This window comes from Schleiferilactobacillus harbinensis DSM 16991 (assembly GCF_000425885.1).
Lineage (GTDB): Bacteria > Bacillota > Bacilli > Lactobacillales > Lactobacillaceae > Schleiferilactobacillus > Schleiferilactobacillus harbinensis.
This window is the reverse complement of record NZ_AUEH01000001.1, coordinates 1-16,561: the sequence shown is the minus strand read 5'-3', so window position 1 is coordinate 16,561 and position 16,561 is coordinate 1. Positions and strand designations below refer to the sequence as shown.

Genomic DNA, 16,561 nt, shown 5'->3' with positions numbered 1-16,561 from the left:
GCTACTGATAACGATTTGGTGATGATTGGGTAACTAGGACTCGAACCTAGACATTACGGATTCAGAGTCCGTTGCCTTACCAATTTGGCTATTACCCAGTGCTCTTAACAACGAGTAATAGTATATAAATTTTTACCCGGTATTGTCAAGGGCTTGAGCCGAAAAAAATTGTTCAAGCAAAGATCTTTAAGATGTTAACCCAGTCAAAACTGACGACTTGGTCCGCCCGCAAGTAAGGCAGCCGCTTTGGCGCAGCTGCCAACCGGCCCTGGAGCCCATCTGGCTGGATGACCGTGATCACCACGGGCAGAAACTCGCCTTGAATTTCCGGATCAACGAATCCCAATTGGACCTTGTCCCCCACCTGCAGGCGCTTGATGGCTTCCGGTGTGGGCGCGTGAAACGTCATTGGTTGCGTAATCGCTAACTGCTGCGCATTTAAATAATGAATTTGATCCTCTGCCACGTGAAAAACCTCCTGAATAGTAAAAAAAAGCCGGCAATCAACGATTGCCGGCGTGCGATAGCCCGTACGGGAATTGAACCCGTAACTCCGCCTTGAGAGGGCGACGTCTTAACCATTTGACCAACGGGCAATGGCAACAAAAATGAGCACTTTTATAGTTTACTAGATTTCAATCGAAAGTCAAGGCCTTTTTTTCTGACGTAAACTCAATGCAAAAACGACCGCTAAAGCAACCAAAATAAACAGGCACAAAAACAGACTGATGTAGAAGGCGTAGTGAAAGGCCGGCCAATGGAACAATTGCCAGCAGACCCAAAACATCAAGGTCATGATCACGAATTCGACTAGACGGGTGCGTATCGACTCAAAGGCGGACTTCATTCGTAGGACAGCTCCACCATTAGCAAGTGCTGACTCTTCAACCAGGTGGTGGTCATCCACACATCCTGATAGCCCTGATTGGCTGGGGCCAAGGTTTCCCGGTACAATTCCTGCAATTGGTCGTGCCGCGCCTGGACGAAGTCTTTAGGCAGGCGAAAAACATGCAAGCGCATGGGCACAAAGAACTCCGGGTAATCGGCAAACGGAAACAACTGCTGGTCAAAGGCAAAGGTCAGCATATTCACGTATTGCCGCGGTTCCCGGACGATATCGTCCCGATGGCTGGTAACAAAATCCAATATTTCGGCGTAAGCAGACATGGGTGAAAATCCTTTCTCTCCTAATATAATTGCGCACTTTGATCCGCTGCAAAATGATCAAAGGCAGGCATCGTCTTATCCCGATCGTGCTGTTCAATGGTCAGTACCGTGGGGTCTTGGCGATCCCCGGCTAAATACTGATACATGAAGTTATCGCGGAACCCAATCTTGGCCGCATCCTCCGGCGCATTGCCGTAATAAACGGTCTTGATGTTGGCCCAAATGATCGCGCCGAGGCACATCGGGCACGGATACGCCGACGTATACAGCTCGCAACCGGTCAGGTCGTACGTATCCAAAATGTCACAGGCCCGCCGAATCGCCACGATTTCGCCATGGGCGGTCGGATCATGCTGGAACAGGACCTGATTGTGACCCTGGGCCACGATCTTGCCATTCTTAACGATCAGGCAGCCAAACGGCCCGCCCTCGTGCAACGTGTTATTCAAATCGGCCTGTTTGGCGGCCAACGCCATAAACTGCGGATCATACGCCATTACGCCCACCACTTTCATCATTAACTAATTGCTTTCAGGAAACAGCTTACCATACTTGCCCAGGCAAAGGCAGGGGGAAATACTACTTCCCGCTTAATGGCAGCGTGACTACGAAGGCCGCCCCCTGGGGGTGAATATCCATTACCCGAATATGCCCGCGGTGATTGGTTACAATCCAGTCAGCAATCGCTAAGCCTAACCCGCTGCCCCCGGTCTCGCGGTTCCGAGACGGATCCATTCGATAAAATCGATCGAAGATCCGCTTTTTGTCCGCGTCCGGAATACTTGGCCCAGAATTACCCACCGTCAGCGTCCAAGTCTTCGTCTGACGTTCCGTCGTCACCCAGATTGAATCCCCAGCAGCCGTATATTTGAAGGCATTGTCCAACAAAATTACCAGCAGCTGATGCAGCTGGTCACCGTCAAAAACTGCCTCGCCAGTAGCCTGCAGGGTCGTATCAAAGGCCCGGTCCTGAGCGGCAGCAATTTCTTTATACGGGGCCAGCACCGACACTGGCCAGATTTGTAAATCGTAGTGCTGCAAATCGGTCGTTAAGGCATTACTGTCCGCCTTGGCCATCGTCAGCAGATCCGTCGTGAGGTGCTGCAAGCGGGTGGATTCCGCCAATGTCGTAGCGATCGCCTCGCTTTGATTCAAAACCGTATCGTGAGGCTTGGTCAGTAAATGCTCCTGCTGGCTTTGAATCACTGCCAGCGGTGCCCGCAATTCATGGGCGGCATCCGCGACGAAGTCCTGCTGGCGCTGCCAAGATTTGACGATGGGCCGCATGGCGCGCCGGGCTAAAACCGACGCAAATAGTAAAGCCAGCAGCCAGAAGAAAATCATGGTGGCCACCAGCACCCGCAGAAAGCTGTTCATCCCGTCCAGCTGGGCATCAATATTTTGCAGAATCAGCACATAGTGTCCGGCGTACATTGGATTCAAATTGCTCTTAGGGACATGCACCAGTAGGGTACGGAAAGTACCCGCCGTAGTCGTCAAAACCTGTTTCTTGCCCACTGCACTTTTATCCAATTCCAGATTCTGGAAATACGCATAGTATCGCTGACCCAAGTCGGCCGCATTAATGATTTGACCGGCAGCATTGAACACCACCATGTTAGTCCGGAACGAAGCGCCATTTTGACTATTCGGCCGCTGACCAGGAGTCAACGGCCCTGGTGCAGCAGCCGGCCCATCTTTGAGACTGCGCTCCTGCCGAGCCAGCGTCGTGTCCACACCGTTATAGACTGCTTGCTGGTAAAGAAAATACACAACAGCGCCCAGCGTGAAAAAAAGCAGCGCGAAGCTGAGCACCTCACCCCAAAACAATTTACGCTGTTGCCGTTTGATTCCCTCATTTGCCTGCATTGGCCGCGACCTCATCGAGAATGTAACCGACGTTGCGAATCGTCCGGATGGCGTCAGCCACGGCGGTGCCCTTCAGTTTCTTGCGCAAATTGCTCATATATACTTCCACCACTGCCAAACCAGTATCGGAATCAAAGCCCCACAGCCGGTCGAAAATCTGCTCCTTTGTGACGATGGTGCCCTGATTTTGCAATAAATACACGAGTAAGTCATATTCTTTGCCGCTCAAGGCCACCGGTACACCGCTCACGGTGACTGAGCGATCGTTCAACTGCACTGTGAGCGGACCGAACGCTAGGGTGTAATCATCGCGATATTTACCGCTGCGTTTGAGCAGCACTTTGATGCGCGCCATCAGTTCCTCCCGGTGAAACGGTTTGGTTAAATAATCATCCGTCCCTAGATCAAAGCCCCGCATCTTGTCGCTCAGACCATCTTTAGCAGTCAAGATCAGTACCGGGGTGCCAACATGCGCCGCCCGGAGTTTATGCAATACCGTAAACCCGTCCATTTCTGGCAGCATGATATCGAGAATGATGGCGTCAAAAATTCCCTCACTGGCCAAGTACTCACCCTCGTCGCCGGCGTAGACGCCGCGGGTGTCAGCTAGCGGGGCCAAAAATTCTTGAATACTCTGATTTAAATGATGATCATCTTCAATCACCAAAATTAACGGTTTCGCAGGCATGTTGATCGCTTCTTTCTATATTATTCACCAGTATACGGCGTGCACCTTTAAGCACCCTTAAGAAATTTCTGCGTTTTTTTAAGCTGATTTTATGCTCCAGTCCTTAATGTAATCCCCATAGCAAAGGAGATGGCCGCTGTGAAGCGATTGATTACCCAATTCATCCAATTTGGTGCCGTCGGAGCCTTGAACACGGTGCTGACGTACATCATCTACTTGATATTATACCAACATATTTCCCCGACGCTGGCCATGGCCGTCGGTTATGGCCTGACGTCCCTGCTGGGGCTGGCTTTAAACAAGCAGTGGGTCTTTAAACAAAGCGGCGGCGAAATGTCCTGGATGACGTTCAAGTATTACGCGACGTATGGGACAACCTTCCTGCTCAGTTTGATCCTGACCAGTACCTGGGTCGATGTCCTGCATTTTCCGGCTGCTTGGGCGCCGCTCTTCAGCCTCGCGGTCACCGCCCCGGTCAATTTCCTGCTCAGTAAATACTGGGTCTTTACCCAGAAAGGAGTTCGTATCCATGCAAGCAAAAACTCGCCCTACTGATCCGCCGATCGACAAGCCCAAACGCCGCCTGGACTGGTGGCTGGTGGCGATTCTCCTTCTCGCCGCTTTTCTTTACGCCTGGAACATCTGGGAGGCGGGCAGTGCCAATGATTACTATACCGCTGCCGTCGTCAGCATGACTAAGAGCTGGCATAACTTCTGGTACGGCGCCTTTGATCCCGCCGGCTTCATCACCGTGGACAAACCGCCCGTCGCCCTCTGGTTCATGGCAATTTCCGGGAAAATATTCGGCGTCTACGGCTGGTCCGTCGTCCTGCCATCCATTCTCTTCGGCATCGGCTCTGTCTATCTGATCTACGCCATGGTGAAACGAGTCTTCGGCGCTTGGCCTGCACGGCTCAGTGCCCTGATCATGACGCTGACGCCCATCGTGGTGGCAGATTCCCGCACCAACAACATGGATGCGACTTTGGTTTATTTCTTATTATTAGCCACTGACTGCCTATTCATTGCGATTCAAAAGAAACGGCCTTGGCTGGTCCTTGTCAGTTTCGCGTTGATTGGGGTCTCTTTCAACATTAAGATGCTCCAAGCCTTCATGATCCTGCCGGCTTTGCTGCTTTTTTACTGGCTGGCCAGCAGTCAGCCGTGGAAGAAACGGCTGGTGACCCTCGTTGGTGCTGGGGCAGCTTTGGCCATTTTCACCCTCGCCTGGCCCCTGCAAGTTGATTCCACGAGCGCTGCTGATCGACCATACATTGGCAGTTCACAGAAGAACTCCGTGATGGACTTGGCTTTTGGCTACAACGGATCTGAACGGCTGCTCGGGCAGACTTCTGGTCTGGGCGGCACCTTCGGCGGCCTGAATAGTAAGAATAAAGGCGGCTTCGAAGGCATGCCAGGCGGTGCGCCGGGGTCTGCTGCGACGACTAAGAACGGGACAACCACCAAGAGCAACGGCACGACGACTCAGAATGGCACCCCGCCGACCGGCAGCAAGCAGGGGGGAACACCGCCTTCTGGGGGAACACCGCCTTCTGGCACTAATCAGGGCGGCACCCCGCCGACCGGCAGTAAACAAGGTACAACTACCAAGAGCAAGAGCAACACCACCCTCACCGCCCAAGGCGGCGAGGGCAACTTCACGCCGCCCACCGGCGGTAACCGCAGAGGCGGCTTTCCCGGTGGTACTCGCCGGGGCGGTCGCGGCGGCATGGGTGCTGGCGGCGGCGCCTTCAACATCGGTACCGCCGGCCCGCTGCGGGTCTTCCAATCTGCGTTAGGTCCGCAAATCAGCTGGCTCCTGCCCATGGCCCTCATCGGTTTCATCAGTTCCTTTGTTTACTACATTGACCGTAAACGGAAGTGGTGGCAGCTGTCCCTGCAGCAAAAGCATGTCGGCTATTGGCTGGCCTGGCTTGTCCCCGTCATGGGCTTCTTCTCCATTGCCTCCTTCTTCCACCCCTACTACATGATCATGCTGGCCCCGCCTATTGCCGCTTTGGCTGGGATCGGGCTGTACACCATGTTTAAACAGTTCCAAGGGAGCTGGAAACACTGGACAACGTATCTGCTGCCCGTGGGGATCGCCATCACGATTGCTTTGCAAGCCTGGTACCTCACCCAGTACTACACGGTTGCGCCTTGGCTCCTGGTGATCGCCGGCATCCTCGTCATCGTTGGGTTATTTGCGACTCGGCTGCACCGGTTCCGCAAAATCATGGTCGGTGCCACGCTGGTCACCATCCTCGCCGCCCCTGGTTTCTGGTCCATCACCCCGACATTAGCCGGTGAATCGGCAGGTATCCCCACGGCCGGTCCTGATCTGTTGAGCCAAGGCGGCAATACGAGCGGCGGTATCGGCAGCGGCAGCGTTAATTCTGGCCTGCTGAAATACGTCGAAGCCCACCAAGGCTCGGCCAAGTATCTCTTCGCCGTCTCCGACGCCTCCACCGCTGCGCCGTACATTATCAAGAGCGGCAAGGCAGTAATGGCCATCGGCGGCTTCAACGGCACTGATCCCACTTTGACCTTGAAGCAGTTTAAGGCGCTAGTGAAGAAAGGCGAGCTGAAGTATTACTACAGTTCCGGCCGTTCCGGTAATTCCTCGATTGCCGCCTGGGTCGAAAAGAATGGGACGAAGATCGCCGCCAGTAAGTACGGCTCAACGACCAGCAGCACGCAATCAACGAACCAGCGTGGCGGCTTCGGTGGTATGGGCGGCAACGGCACCCTCTATAAGCTGACCGTGAAGTAAGCCGAATAGTCTCAAGAGAAAGGAGATTTCATTCCTATGGCCCAAGCAACTAATCGTACCCCGCTTATTTCAATCGTGCTCCCAGTCTTCAACGAAGAGGCCGGCATTCAAGAAACCGTGGACGTCCTGCTGCATTATGTGGCCGCCCGGCAAGAACGTTATGAATTGATTTTCGTCGATGACGGCAGCCAGGACAAAACCGTCCAGATACTGCGCGCTGCCCGGCAGCGGTCCGCTTTAATCAAACTGGTTGAATTTTCTCGCAACTTCGGTCATCAATTGGCCATCACCGCCGGTGTCCGTTACGCCACCGGCGACGCGGTGGTCGTTATGGACGCCGATCTGCAGGATCCGCCCAGCGTCATTCCCAGCATGATCGCCAAATGGCGGGCCGGTTATGCCGTCGTCTACGGCAAGCGGCGCCATCGGGACGGTGAAACGTGGTTTAAGAAATTCACCGCCGCCACTTTCTATCGCTTGCTGGAAAGCATCACCAGCATCCAAATCCCCGTCGATACCGGCGACTTCCGGCTCATGGATCGCAAAGTCGTGGATGTCTTGGACCAAATGAATGAACCCGACCCTTTTGTTCGGGGCATGGTCAGCTGGATCGGCTTCAAACAAACCGGCGTCTTGTACGACCGAAAAGAGCGCTACGCTGGGTCATCTAAATATCCCCTGCGCAAGATGCTCGGGCTGGCCATGAACGGCATCACCAGCTTCTCCCGCCTCCCCCTAATGCTGGGCTACTGGGCCGCTGGGGCGCTCGGACTCATCAGTGTCCTGGTTCTGCTGGCCAACCTGATTCTTGGCACCGTCACCGGGACCACCTGGCTGATCATCACCGTTGCCCTCACCGGCGCGCTGATCCTCCTTGCTCTCGGCGCCACCGGTACCTACATCGGCCGCATGTTCACCGCTTCCCGAGACCGCCCGCTGTATATCGTGGCTCAAACGGAAGGCTTCAAGCAATCGCAACGTCACCAGCAGACGCAACCAGAGTCTAACTTGGTCCAGCTGCGCAACTGAGCACACCATTGACTCACCCTCTAAGTGCTCTGGCACTGGGCCAAACCCTCACCAGTATACGGAACCGTCCCTGTCCAGACCGGGGGCGGTTTTTTGGTGCCGGTAAGTACATCATTTCTCAGAATGGTGGAAAGGGAATTCGTTACGTACTACAATATTTCGTATAGCAATGAGCATTATCGTCCAAATCCTGATGACGTGAAAAGCTGACATGGGGGGATTAATCATGACGAGGGAGAATTATCCGCAGCAACCGCAACACAGGCAGTCTGGGTCACCGGAGCAAAACACGTGGCAGCAACCGCAGCAGCCGGCCAATCCGCAAAACGGCCAGTATGCTAATCCGAATAACAATCAAAGTTGGCCGGGAAATTCCAATCCGCAATCAGGTCAGCCGTATTATGGTAATTATCCAAATCAGCAAGCCCAATATCCGGGTCCCGGACAAGCAAACAGCTATCCGCAACCAGGGCCGCAAAATCCGAATGCCAGCTACCAAAATCCAAATCCGCAACAACCGGCGAATGGATATGGCCAAGGCCCTTATCAGCAGCCTGCCAATGGCTACGCCCAACAGCCGAATTCGCCCTATCCAGCAGCCGGTTACGGCCAACAGCTGCATCCGCAGCAACCGCAAAATGGGTACGCGCAACAGCCGAATCAGCAATATTCGCCAACTGGGTATGGTCAGCAGCAGCCCGCCAATGGGCAGGACCAACAGCAGCCTTATCAACAGCAATCGGCCAATGGGCAAAACCAACAACCACTTTATCAACAGCAATTTGCAAATGGCTACGCCCAGCAGCCCTATCCGTCACAGCCGACCAGATCCACCGCTGCACCGCAGGCGCCGTCACGCATGCGTCGAGGGGATCAAGGCAGCAACCCAGTTCATCAATCTCAGGATGTACCGACCAAGTCGAAAGCCATCGCCTTAGCTGGCGGAATTACCGGCCTCGCCGGCGGTATCATGCTGATTTTTGGCCCCATGCTGCTCGTCGGCGGCGCAGTCGCCAACGTAGGCACCCGATCCTTATCCGGCACCACCGGCGTCTCCGCCTTTTTGACCCTGATTAAAATTGCCGTGTTGGCCCTGGGGATTTTTGGGCTGTTATATTACCGCGGCACAGGCCTAGTCAAAACGGCCGGACACATCTTGCTCATCGTGGGCGGCGCGGTCGCTATTATTCCGCTGCTCGGCTGGGTTGGCGGCATCGTCGCCATTGTCGGTGGTGCGCTTTACCTTGCCAGTTTGAAGAACTTCAAGACTGTTTAGGATTCCTGCCCACGACCTAGGCGTCATTATTCACACTGTTATTTCAGAGAATAGAAATCACAAAAGCCTTTAGAACTCGGTTATGTTTGTACTTTTTTCGGAAGTACAACGTTTGAGTCTAAAGGCTTGTTTGATTTATCCTGTGCCGTAAACGAAATGCTTCAGTGACTTGCCGTTTTTCACCTGTCCAATGGGCATTTTTTCAATAAACCAAAGTGGAAAGTGACTCGAAAAAGTACCCTCAGAAGTAGCAATCAACGTTTTTTTATCAACTGTAATGGTTCCCTTGGTGTCAGGACCAGAGGTCACCTCATACACTCGTTTTTCCGGTGTGTCCTGTATGATATCAAATACCAGCATCATGGATTCTCCGCTCCTTTCCATATTCAAAATATTATTTACCCAAAAGCACTTGATAATTTGGCTGAATAATCTCAGTAGATAATGTTCGGTGGATCGTCCGGTAGCGGTTCATTCAATAAAGCTAGATGACTTGCATACTCTTTGGCCGCAAACTCGGTTAAAACGTAACACCTGGTCATTGCAAGCAATTCACTATATGGCGGGTACTTGTGAAACCTTTGCCAGTACGTCCTATCGGCTTGCTTAACAATTTGAGCTGCATCATGCTCAAACTTCATCATTTTGAAATCCCCCGTTCAAATCTACTGAAACTCATTGACAATGGCATGAGTATTTTACAACATACGGCCGAGGGAAGACATATAATACACCCCCTGCTGTTGCCGTGGTGTCTGGGTAGCAAAAAAAACAGCTCCAACACCATCAATCAAGGCCATTCGGCTGTTCAATGATATTGAAGCTGTTTTATTTTCTGCCTGTAAAATCCTCGAACGCTTACTTATTCAAGCGTTCCGTCAGTTCCTTCGTCAACTCTTCATAGCCTTGCCGGCCCAGCAGAGCGAACATGTTCTTCTTGTAAGCCTCAACCCCAGGCTGGTTGAACGGGTTGATCCCGTTCAAGTACCCAGAAATGGCAACAGCGGCCTCAAAGAAGTAGATCGTATAACCCAACGAATAAGCATCCTGCTTAGGCACATTCACGGTCATGACCGGAACGCCGCCATCGGTATGGGCCATAACAACACCCTGGTAAGCCTTGTTGTTGACATAGTTCATGGACTTGTCAGCCAAGTAACCTAAACCGTCCAGGTTCTTGTCGTCTTCAGGGATCGTGACGTCGTTAGGCGCGTCCTCGATCTTAACGACCGTCTCCATCAGATTGCGCAGACCCTCTTGGATGTATTGACCCAAGGAGTGCAGATCCGTGGTGAAGTTAGCAGAAGAAGGATAGATTCCCTTCTGATCCTTGCCTTCAGACTCGCCCATCAATTGCTTCCACCATTCGCCGAACAGACGCAGGTTAGGCTCGTAGTTTTCCAGCAATTCAGTGGTAAAGCCCTTGCGGTACAAGATATTCCGCAAAGCGGCATACTTGTAAGCATCGTTCTTCGTGACATCCGGGTTGGTGTATTCAGAACGGGCATCAGCCGCGCCTTGCATCAAGGCATCGATGTCCCCGCCGGCAACGGCGATGGGCAGCAGACCAACAGCGGAAAGCACGGAGAACCGGCCGCCGATATCATCAGGCACAACGAATTCTTCGTAGCCCTCAGCGTCAGCCTCAGTCTTCAGCGCACCCTTGGCCCGGTCAGTTGTCGCGTAGATCCGTTCCTTAGCACCAGCAGCACCATACTTAGCAATCAGCTTGGCCTTCAATACGCGGAAAGCGATAGAAGGTTCTGTGGTCGTCCCCGACTTGGAGATGACGTTGATACTGAAGTCCCGGTCGCCAATCAATTGAACCAGATCATGCAGGTAGCTGCCGCTGATAGAATTCCCAGCGAAGTAGACTTCCGGTACAGACCGGTCTTTTTGTTGGTTGTAGAAATTCGGATTCAAGAAATCAATCGCTGCTTGGGCACCGAGGTAAGACCCGCCGATACCAATCGCCACAAAGACTTCAGAATTGCCCTGAACCTTCTTAGCAGCCGCCTTGATCCGGCTGAATTCTTCCTTATCGTAGTCAACAGGCAGATCCAGGAATCCCCGGAAATCATTGCCTGCGCCAGTACCGTCGCGCAGCTCTTTGTCTGCGGCTGTAACCAGCGGTTGAATCTCACTTAATTCATTGTCGTGCACGAACTTGCTCAATGCAGATGCATCAAAGGAAATGTGTGCCATGGATAGACCTCCCATTAAATATAGATAACCAATTACCCTTATCACTTTAATCGCTTCCCGGGGAGAATGCAATCAATTGCAAGAAAACGGGCGAAAAAACACATATCTTTTCTGAAACTAAATTCTTGGGCAAAACAATTGACATCCCGAGTGTACTATGGATAATAGTACACGTAATACAGATGCAGCAAAGGAGGTGCCATATTCATGCAAAATCCCCGTTCCCTCGCCTATTACGAACGCTTAGCGCTGAAAGTTAAAGATCAAGTGCTGACCGGCATTTGGCAAGTCGGCGACAAATTGCCGTCAGTCCGGGAGATGGCTCAGCAAGAGCGGCTGAACCCCAATACCGTGGCCAAGGCCTACCGTCAGCTGGAAGCGGATGGCGTCATCGAAGTGCAGCCGGGTAAAGGAACCTTTATCAAAGACAGCCCGCCATCCGCCCCCCAGCAAACCGTCCTATGGCAGCAGCTCTCGGCCTGGCTGATCAACGCCGGCACAGCCGGCATTACCCGTCAACAGATCGATGTCTTTCTGGATACCAATTTTTCACCAAAGGAGGTTTCCCATCCATGACCGTCACGCTTACCAATTTAACCAAACGGATTGGCCGCAAAGAAGTGGTCACCGATATCAGTTTCACCTGGCGGCCGGGGGAAATCACTGGTTTGGTCGGCCGCAACGGGGCCGGCAAGACCACCCTCTTCCGGACGATGATGCTGCAATACATTCCCGACAGCGGCACGATCCAGATCAACGACCAAACCGTCACTCCGAATACCAACTTTACCCAATCTATTTTCTTCGTCGACAGCCAAGATAATTTCTTTGGCAACAGTCCGCTGGCCGAAATTGCCAGCTGGTTCACCCTCGTGTACCCGCAATTCAGCTTAGACAGTTTCTGGCAGGAAATTGACCATTTCAAGATTCCTCGGGAAAGCCGCTGGTCTGGCCTGTCTAAAGGAATGCAGGCGACCATCCTAATGGCGCTGGCCCTGGCCAGCAACGTGCCTTACATCATTTTGGATGAACCTTTCTCCGGGCTGGACGTGATTGCCCGGGAACAGGTCACCCAGATGATCATCGACGCGGCGGCAGAGCACCACACGGCGTTTCTGATTTCTTCCCATGATCTGGAAGAGCTGGACGGGATCAGCGACCGCGTCCTGATTCTTAAGGACCACCACATTCTTCACGACTACATGCTGGAAGAGTTGCGGGAAGAGGCCAAGAAGATCCAGGTCGTATTCCGGCATAACGAAGTGCCGGCCGCGATCAAGAAGGAGGGCACCCTGATTCGTGTTACCGGCCAAGTCCTGGAGATTGTCTTCCTGCATTATGACGAGACCATTGAGACGGCGTTGCAGGATGCCCAGCCAGTATTCATGGAAGATTTGCCGCTAACTTTGACGGACATCTTCCGGACCACGGCGGTGCACGATACGGATTACTTGTTGGGTAAGGAGGTATACGAGAAATGACCAATCATTCATTACGGACATTACTGCTGCACCGCCACCGCGTTTGGCTGATCTTGGCTGCGTTCCTGCTCCTCTTCTTTGGCGTGGTGCAAGGAACCAGCAATGTCAATATGTTCCACGAGTGGGGAAAATACCAGACCAGCGAAAAGGACTTCAACAAGTACGACGTACCGGCGATGAAAAAAGCCCATAAGTCCATGACCTATGCCCAATTTATCAAGGATCAGCGCACCCTCAAATACGGCAATCCCCTGCGCGGTCACGTCACCCAAGACGGCACATTTTTCAGCATGATCTATTTCTTAACAGCCATTGTGCTGGGATGTTTGATGACTTTTTGGGATCAATTTTCCGGTTTCAACCGTCTACTGTTCAGCAGCGGCGCCAGGCGCAGGCAAATTCTGGCCATGAAGGTGCGCTTATATCTGCCGGTGCTTCTAATTGGTTATCTTCTCGGTGCGGTAATCAGCTACGCCATCATTCGGAGCGGCGTCCCCCACGATTATCTGATCTTCTACTGGCGTTCGCTGTTCCTGTATCTGCCAATCTTCATTATTCAATTAATAGCGGCCTTCGCAGCGGGCAGTTTGTTCGGCATAGTGATTGGCCAACCCCTGCCGTTGGTGATCACCCTTGGTTTCTTGGGCATCAGCGCGGGCGGGTTCTCCATACATGTCATGTACTGGTTGGGCATGAATACCCGCGTCAACTACGACCGCATCACCAGCACACCTTGGTTTAATTATGCTTTCTGGCTCTTCTTTGCCATTCTCTTTATTGGCTTGTGCGTCGCCTTCTACCCCCGCATTTCTCTGGAGAACAGCCACCAATACCTGCTCATTCCCCAACTGCGGCCTTGGGTCTTAGCGGCATTTACGATTTACGTTCCCGCCGTCACCGAGGATTGGTTATTCGCCGGCCAGCACGCCATCTCCATGGCGATCACCGGCATCGCCGTCTTTTCTTTCCTATACTGGTACCTCTACCGTCCCCAATGGCTTGGCCGAAAGTCCACCCAGTCCGCCAACCACTCCCAAACTCCCGCCCCCTGATGGTCTAGACCCATTTTCAAGCATGTCCCTTGAAACATCCTATGAAAACCCGTATACTAATGAAGGTTTTAAGGCAAAAATTTTGGAGGGATAAACTTCTATGGCAAAAAAACGCATTTCCCGCGGCAAGTTCGACAAGCTGCAACAATTATCCAACGATAAGGGTGTTATTGCAGCCCTGGCGATCGACCAACGGGGTTCGATGAAGCGGATCATGAAGGCCGCTGCCGAAAAGTATGGTAAGGAATACAACTTGGACATGGTTTATGAATTCAAGGAACTTGTTTCCCAAGAATTGACCAAGTTCACTTCTGCCATCCTGATCGACGAAGAACTGGGCTTCAAGGGTATGAAGTCCAAGTCTCCGAAGTCTGGCCTGATCTTGTCTTACGAAGAGACAGGTTACGATGTTAACACTGTCGGCCGCTTCCCTGAACTGCTGCCCAACGAATCCCTGGACCGTATCTTGGCCAAGGGTGCTGATGCCGCTAAGGTTTTGGTTTATTACAACCCGAACGACAAGAAAGAAATCAATGACGTTAAGCATGCCTTCTTAGAGCGCTTAGGCAACGAAGCACTGGCTGCTGACATTCCGGTATTTGTTGAAATCGTTACTTACGACGACAACGTACCTGATGCCAAGAGCCCTGAATTTGCTAAGGAGAAGCCGCAATTGGTACTGGACTCCATGAAGGAATTCTCCAAGGATCAGTACCACATTGACGTCATCAAGGCTGAAATCCCGGTTAACTGGGACTTCGTTGAAGGCTACACCAAGAACGGCAACAAGGCTGTTTACAGCCAAGATGAAGTAAAGAAGATCTTCCAAGACATGAACAGCTTGGTTGACCGTCCGTTCATCTACTTGTCTGCTGGTGTACCGGCCGAAACATTCCGTGCTGAATTGACGTTTGCCGGCGAAGCTGGCAACAACTACAGCGGTATCCTGGGTGGCCGTGCCACTTGGTTGGATGGCGTTGAAGTTTACGCTAAGGACGGCAAGCAAGCACTGATCGATTGGCTGAACGGCCAAGGCAAGGAGAACGTTGAGGAATTGAACGATATCCTGAACAAGTATGCTACCCCTTGGTACGAAGTATACGGTGGTTTGGACAACATTGAGGTCTTTGACCGCAAGGTAATGACTGACTAATCGTTATTTCTAAGTTTAAGAAGGGACTGTGCCAAAAGTCCCATCTTCCTGAATAGCACCCAAATGAAAAGAGCTGAGACAAGATTGAAAGAATCTTGCCCCAGCTCTTTTTCTGAACTAAACACAGCACCGTTTTCGCGCTACCCTAATCAGTGACCAAACCAATAAAAAGGAGATCGAAATAGTACCATGCCACTTAAGTGTACCAGAAAATTAAGCCGTGTTTCACTGATATTCAAATTTACCGTTGCTCCATACAGTCTCGCCGATGTCATTGACCAATTCGTTGAAGCCATGCCGCATGTCCTGCTGACCCTTAATGAGCATAAATACGGCCGCCCGCGTTTCGCCACGGCGGCCCTTTTGAAGATCTATCTTTATGCGTATGCCAAACACCTGCCGGTCACTGGTCGTCAGCTTCATCAGCTGATCGCCGAGACCCCTTGTCTGCTCTGGTTTCTCAGTCCTGACCAGCGGGTCCCCAGCTATCGGGTTTTGGATCGTTTCCGTGTTGATCCGGCGATGGATCAGCTGATCGCCGATGCCCTGGACAAGTTTCACCAGCTGCTATTGGACCAGCACATCATTGATCGTCAGGCCGTCTTCATTGATGGGACTAAGATTGAAGCCGTTCCCCAGAAATATTCGTTTGTTTGGCGCAAGACCGTGACGAAGAGCAACCAGCGGCTGGTCGCCAATGGTCAGGCATTCTTAAAGAGTCTGCACTTGGTGCAGATCAATGCCCCGGCCGGCAAAGAAAACTTGGCGAAAGCATTGGCTATCGCCGCTAAACAGCTGCACCATGCCATTTGTCATCTGAACCGAGTGATTGCCCATGAAAAGACCGGTCGCGGCGGCTCGCCCAACAAACGCCGACGCCGGGCCTTAAAACATGATCTGCACGTCATTGAGACTAATTATCTGCCGCGCAAACGCCAGTATGACAAGTACTTCGGCGGCTTTGAACAACGCAACAGTCTGGCTAAGTTCGATTGCGATGCGACCTTCATGCGGCTCAAAGAGGACCCCATGAAGAACGGCCAACTGAAACCCGCGTATAATGTGCAGATTGCAACGGATAAGCAGTATATTTTAGCCGACTACGTCTGCCAGCGGCCGACCGACCAAAAGACGCTGATCCCGTTTCTTAAGCAGTCCCGCTGGATCTTTGCCCACGTGCACTATATCGCCGCAGATGCCGGCTATGGCAGTGAACAGAATTACGGTTATATCGCCGCCCAGAAGCATGTACCGCTGATTCCCTACACCATGTATGAAAAGGAAAAGACCCGCAAATATCGGCGCGATCCCAGCAAGTGCATGAACTGGCACTATAACGCTCAAGGTAATTACTACGTTGACAACCATGATGTTCAGTTCTGCTTCTGGCGTTTAGGGACTCGGACAGACCACCAGACCGGCTATACAAGACACTTTGCTTACTACCGGGCCCTGCCGGGTGAAACACCGGAAGCCTACTACTATGCCCACACGCAAACCGGTCGGTTGCGTCAGATTGGGGTCAACGCCACCTGGGAAAAGCAGAAGGCCGCAGAACAGCTGGCCTTAGGCATTGAACCTGGCCGTGGCGTCTACGCGCAGCGCAAGGACGAAGTGGAATCTGCTTTTGGCGTGATCAAACGCGAGCTGGGTTTTCGCCGTTTCCACGTGCGCTGGCTGCCGCACGTGAGACGAGAAACCGGGTTAGTGCTTCTGGCCTACGATCTCAGAAAGTACACCAAGTACCTGCAAAAACGGTATGAAAACCAACCAGCGACGGCATGAAAAGACCGAAGCTCGTCTTCAAATTGATGAAAACGAGCTTCGGTCTCAATGCCGGAATTGGGAGTTTTGGCCCAGTCCCTTTT

16 protein-coding genes and 2 tRNA genes are annotated in these 16,561 nt (G+C 52.4%); 9 read left to right on the top strand and 9 right to left on the bottom strand.

Annotated features, from left to right (window positions below; all coding sequences use genetic code 11):
* Positions 1-25 precede the first annotated feature (25 nt).
* From H627_RS0100105 to H627_RS0100070, 7 genes are all read right to left on the bottom strand, one after another.
* Positions 26-98, bottom strand: a tRNA-Gln gene (locus H627_RS0100105).
* A gap of 74 nt (positions 99-172) precedes the next feature.
* A complete protein-coding gene (locus H627_RS0100100) occupies positions 173-466 on the bottom strand; it encodes a hypothetical protein (RefSeq protein ID WP_027827255.1) in 294 nt (97 codons plus the stop codon).
* Positions 467-524: 58 nt separating this feature from the next.
* Positions 525-595, bottom strand: a tRNA-Glu gene (locus H627_RS0100095).
* 248 nt (positions 596-843) lie between these two features.
* Positions 844-1,167 carry a hypothetical protein gene (locus H627_RS16305; protein ID WP_035439565.1) on the bottom strand — a complete coding sequence of 108 codons (324 nt, stop codon included), beginning with the start codon at positions 1,165-1,167 and terminating at the stop codon, positions 844-846.
* Between the two features lie 20 nt (positions 1,168-1,187).
* Positions 1,188-1,682, bottom strand: a complete 495-nt coding sequence (locus tag H627_RS0100080; protein ID WP_226999246.1) for a nucleoside deaminase — start codon at positions 1,680-1,682, stop codon at positions 1,188-1,190.
* A 64-nt stretch (positions 1,683-1,746) separates the two neighbouring features.
* Positions 1,747-3,036 (bottom strand): sensor histidine kinase, encoded by a 1,290-nt coding sequence (locus H627_RS0100075; RefSeq protein WP_027827252.1) that lies wholly within the window; start codon positions 3,034-3,036, stop codon positions 1,747-1,749.
* Entirely contained in the window at positions 3,023-3,724 is a 702-nt protein-coding gene (locus H627_RS0100070; protein ID WP_027827251.1) for a response regulator transcription factor, read from the bottom strand. The genes H627_RS0100075 and H627_RS0100070 overlap by 14 nt, the downstream gene beginning before the upstream one ends.
* A 138-nt stretch (positions 3,725-3,862) precedes the next feature.
* On the opposite strand from H627_RS0100070, the gene H627_RS0100065 reads away from it, so the two are divergent.
* The 4 genes from H627_RS0100065 to H627_RS0100050 all read left to right on the top strand — a co-directional run bounded on the left by H627_RS0100065 (position 3,863) and on the right by H627_RS0100050 (position 8,802).
* Positions 3,863-4,279: a GtrA family protein gene (locus H627_RS0100065; protein WP_027827250.1), complete on the top strand. Its 417-nt coding sequence runs from the start codon at positions 3,863-3,865 to the stop codon at positions 4,277-4,279.
* Positions 4,254-6,497: an ArnT family glycosyltransferase gene (locus H627_RS0100060; RefSeq protein ID WP_371859388.1), complete on the top strand. Its 2,244-nt coding sequence runs from the start codon at positions 4,254-4,256 to the stop codon at positions 6,495-6,497. The genes H627_RS0100065 and H627_RS0100060 overlap by 26 nt, the downstream gene beginning before the upstream one ends.
* Positions 6,498-6,533: 36 nt before the next feature.
* On the top strand, positions 6,534-7,526 hold the full coding sequence (locus tag H627_RS0100055) for a glycosyltransferase family 2 protein (protein ID WP_027827248.1): 993 nt from the start codon (positions 6,534-6,536) through the stop codon (positions 7,524-7,526).
* A gap of 859 nt (positions 7,527-8,385) precedes the next feature.
* Positions 8,386-8,802 (top strand): hypothetical protein, encoded by a 417-nt coding sequence (locus tag H627_RS0100050; RefSeq protein ID WP_051225068.1) that lies wholly within the window; start codon positions 8,386-8,388, stop codon positions 8,800-8,802.
* A gap of 135 nt (positions 8,803-8,937) precedes the next feature.
* On the opposite strand, the gene H627_RS0100045 is transcribed toward H627_RS0100050, so the two are convergent.
* Complete coding sequence (locus tag H627_RS0100045; RefSeq protein WP_027827246.1) at positions 8,938-9,165, bottom strand: hypothetical protein; 228 nt, start codon at positions 9,163-9,165, stop codon at positions 8,938-8,940.
* 495 nt (positions 9,166-9,660) lie between these two features.
* Entirely contained in the window at positions 9,661-11,007 is a 1,347-nt protein-coding gene (locus tag H627_RS0100035) for a glucose-6-phosphate isomerase (protein WP_027827244.1), read from the bottom strand.
* 207 nt (positions 11,008-11,214) lie between these two features.
* Between H627_RS0100035 and H627_RS20790 the strand changes: the two genes are divergently transcribed.
* From H627_RS20790 to H627_RS0100010, 5 genes are all read left to right on the top strand, one after another.
* Entirely contained in the window at positions 11,215-11,583 is a 369-nt protein-coding gene (locus H627_RS20790; protein WP_035439563.1) for a GntR family transcriptional regulator, read from the top strand.
* Entirely contained in the window at positions 11,580-12,488 is a 909-nt protein-coding gene (locus H627_RS0100025) for an ATP-binding cassette domain-containing protein (protein ID WP_027827242.1), read from the top strand. The genes H627_RS20790 and H627_RS0100025 overlap by 4 nt, the downstream gene beginning before the upstream one ends.
* A complete protein-coding gene (locus H627_RS0100020) occupies positions 12,485-13,540 on the top strand; it encodes an ABC transporter permease (protein ID WP_027827241.1) in 1,056 nt (351 codons plus the stop codon). The genes H627_RS0100025 and H627_RS0100020 overlap by 4 nt, the downstream gene beginning before the upstream one ends.
* Positions 13,541-13,640: 100 nt before the next feature.
* Positions 13,641-14,693, top strand: a complete 1,053-nt coding sequence (locus tag H627_RS0100015; protein ID WP_027827240.1) for a tagatose 1,6-diphosphate aldolase — start codon at positions 13,641-13,643, stop codon at positions 14,691-14,693.
* A 189-nt stretch (positions 14,694-14,882) separates the two neighbouring features.
* Positions 14,883-16,478: a transposase gene (locus H627_RS0100010; protein ID WP_027827239.1), complete on the top strand. Its 1,596-nt coding sequence runs from the start codon at positions 14,883-14,885 to the stop codon at positions 16,476-16,478.
* Positions 16,479-16,561 lie beyond the last annotated feature (83 nt).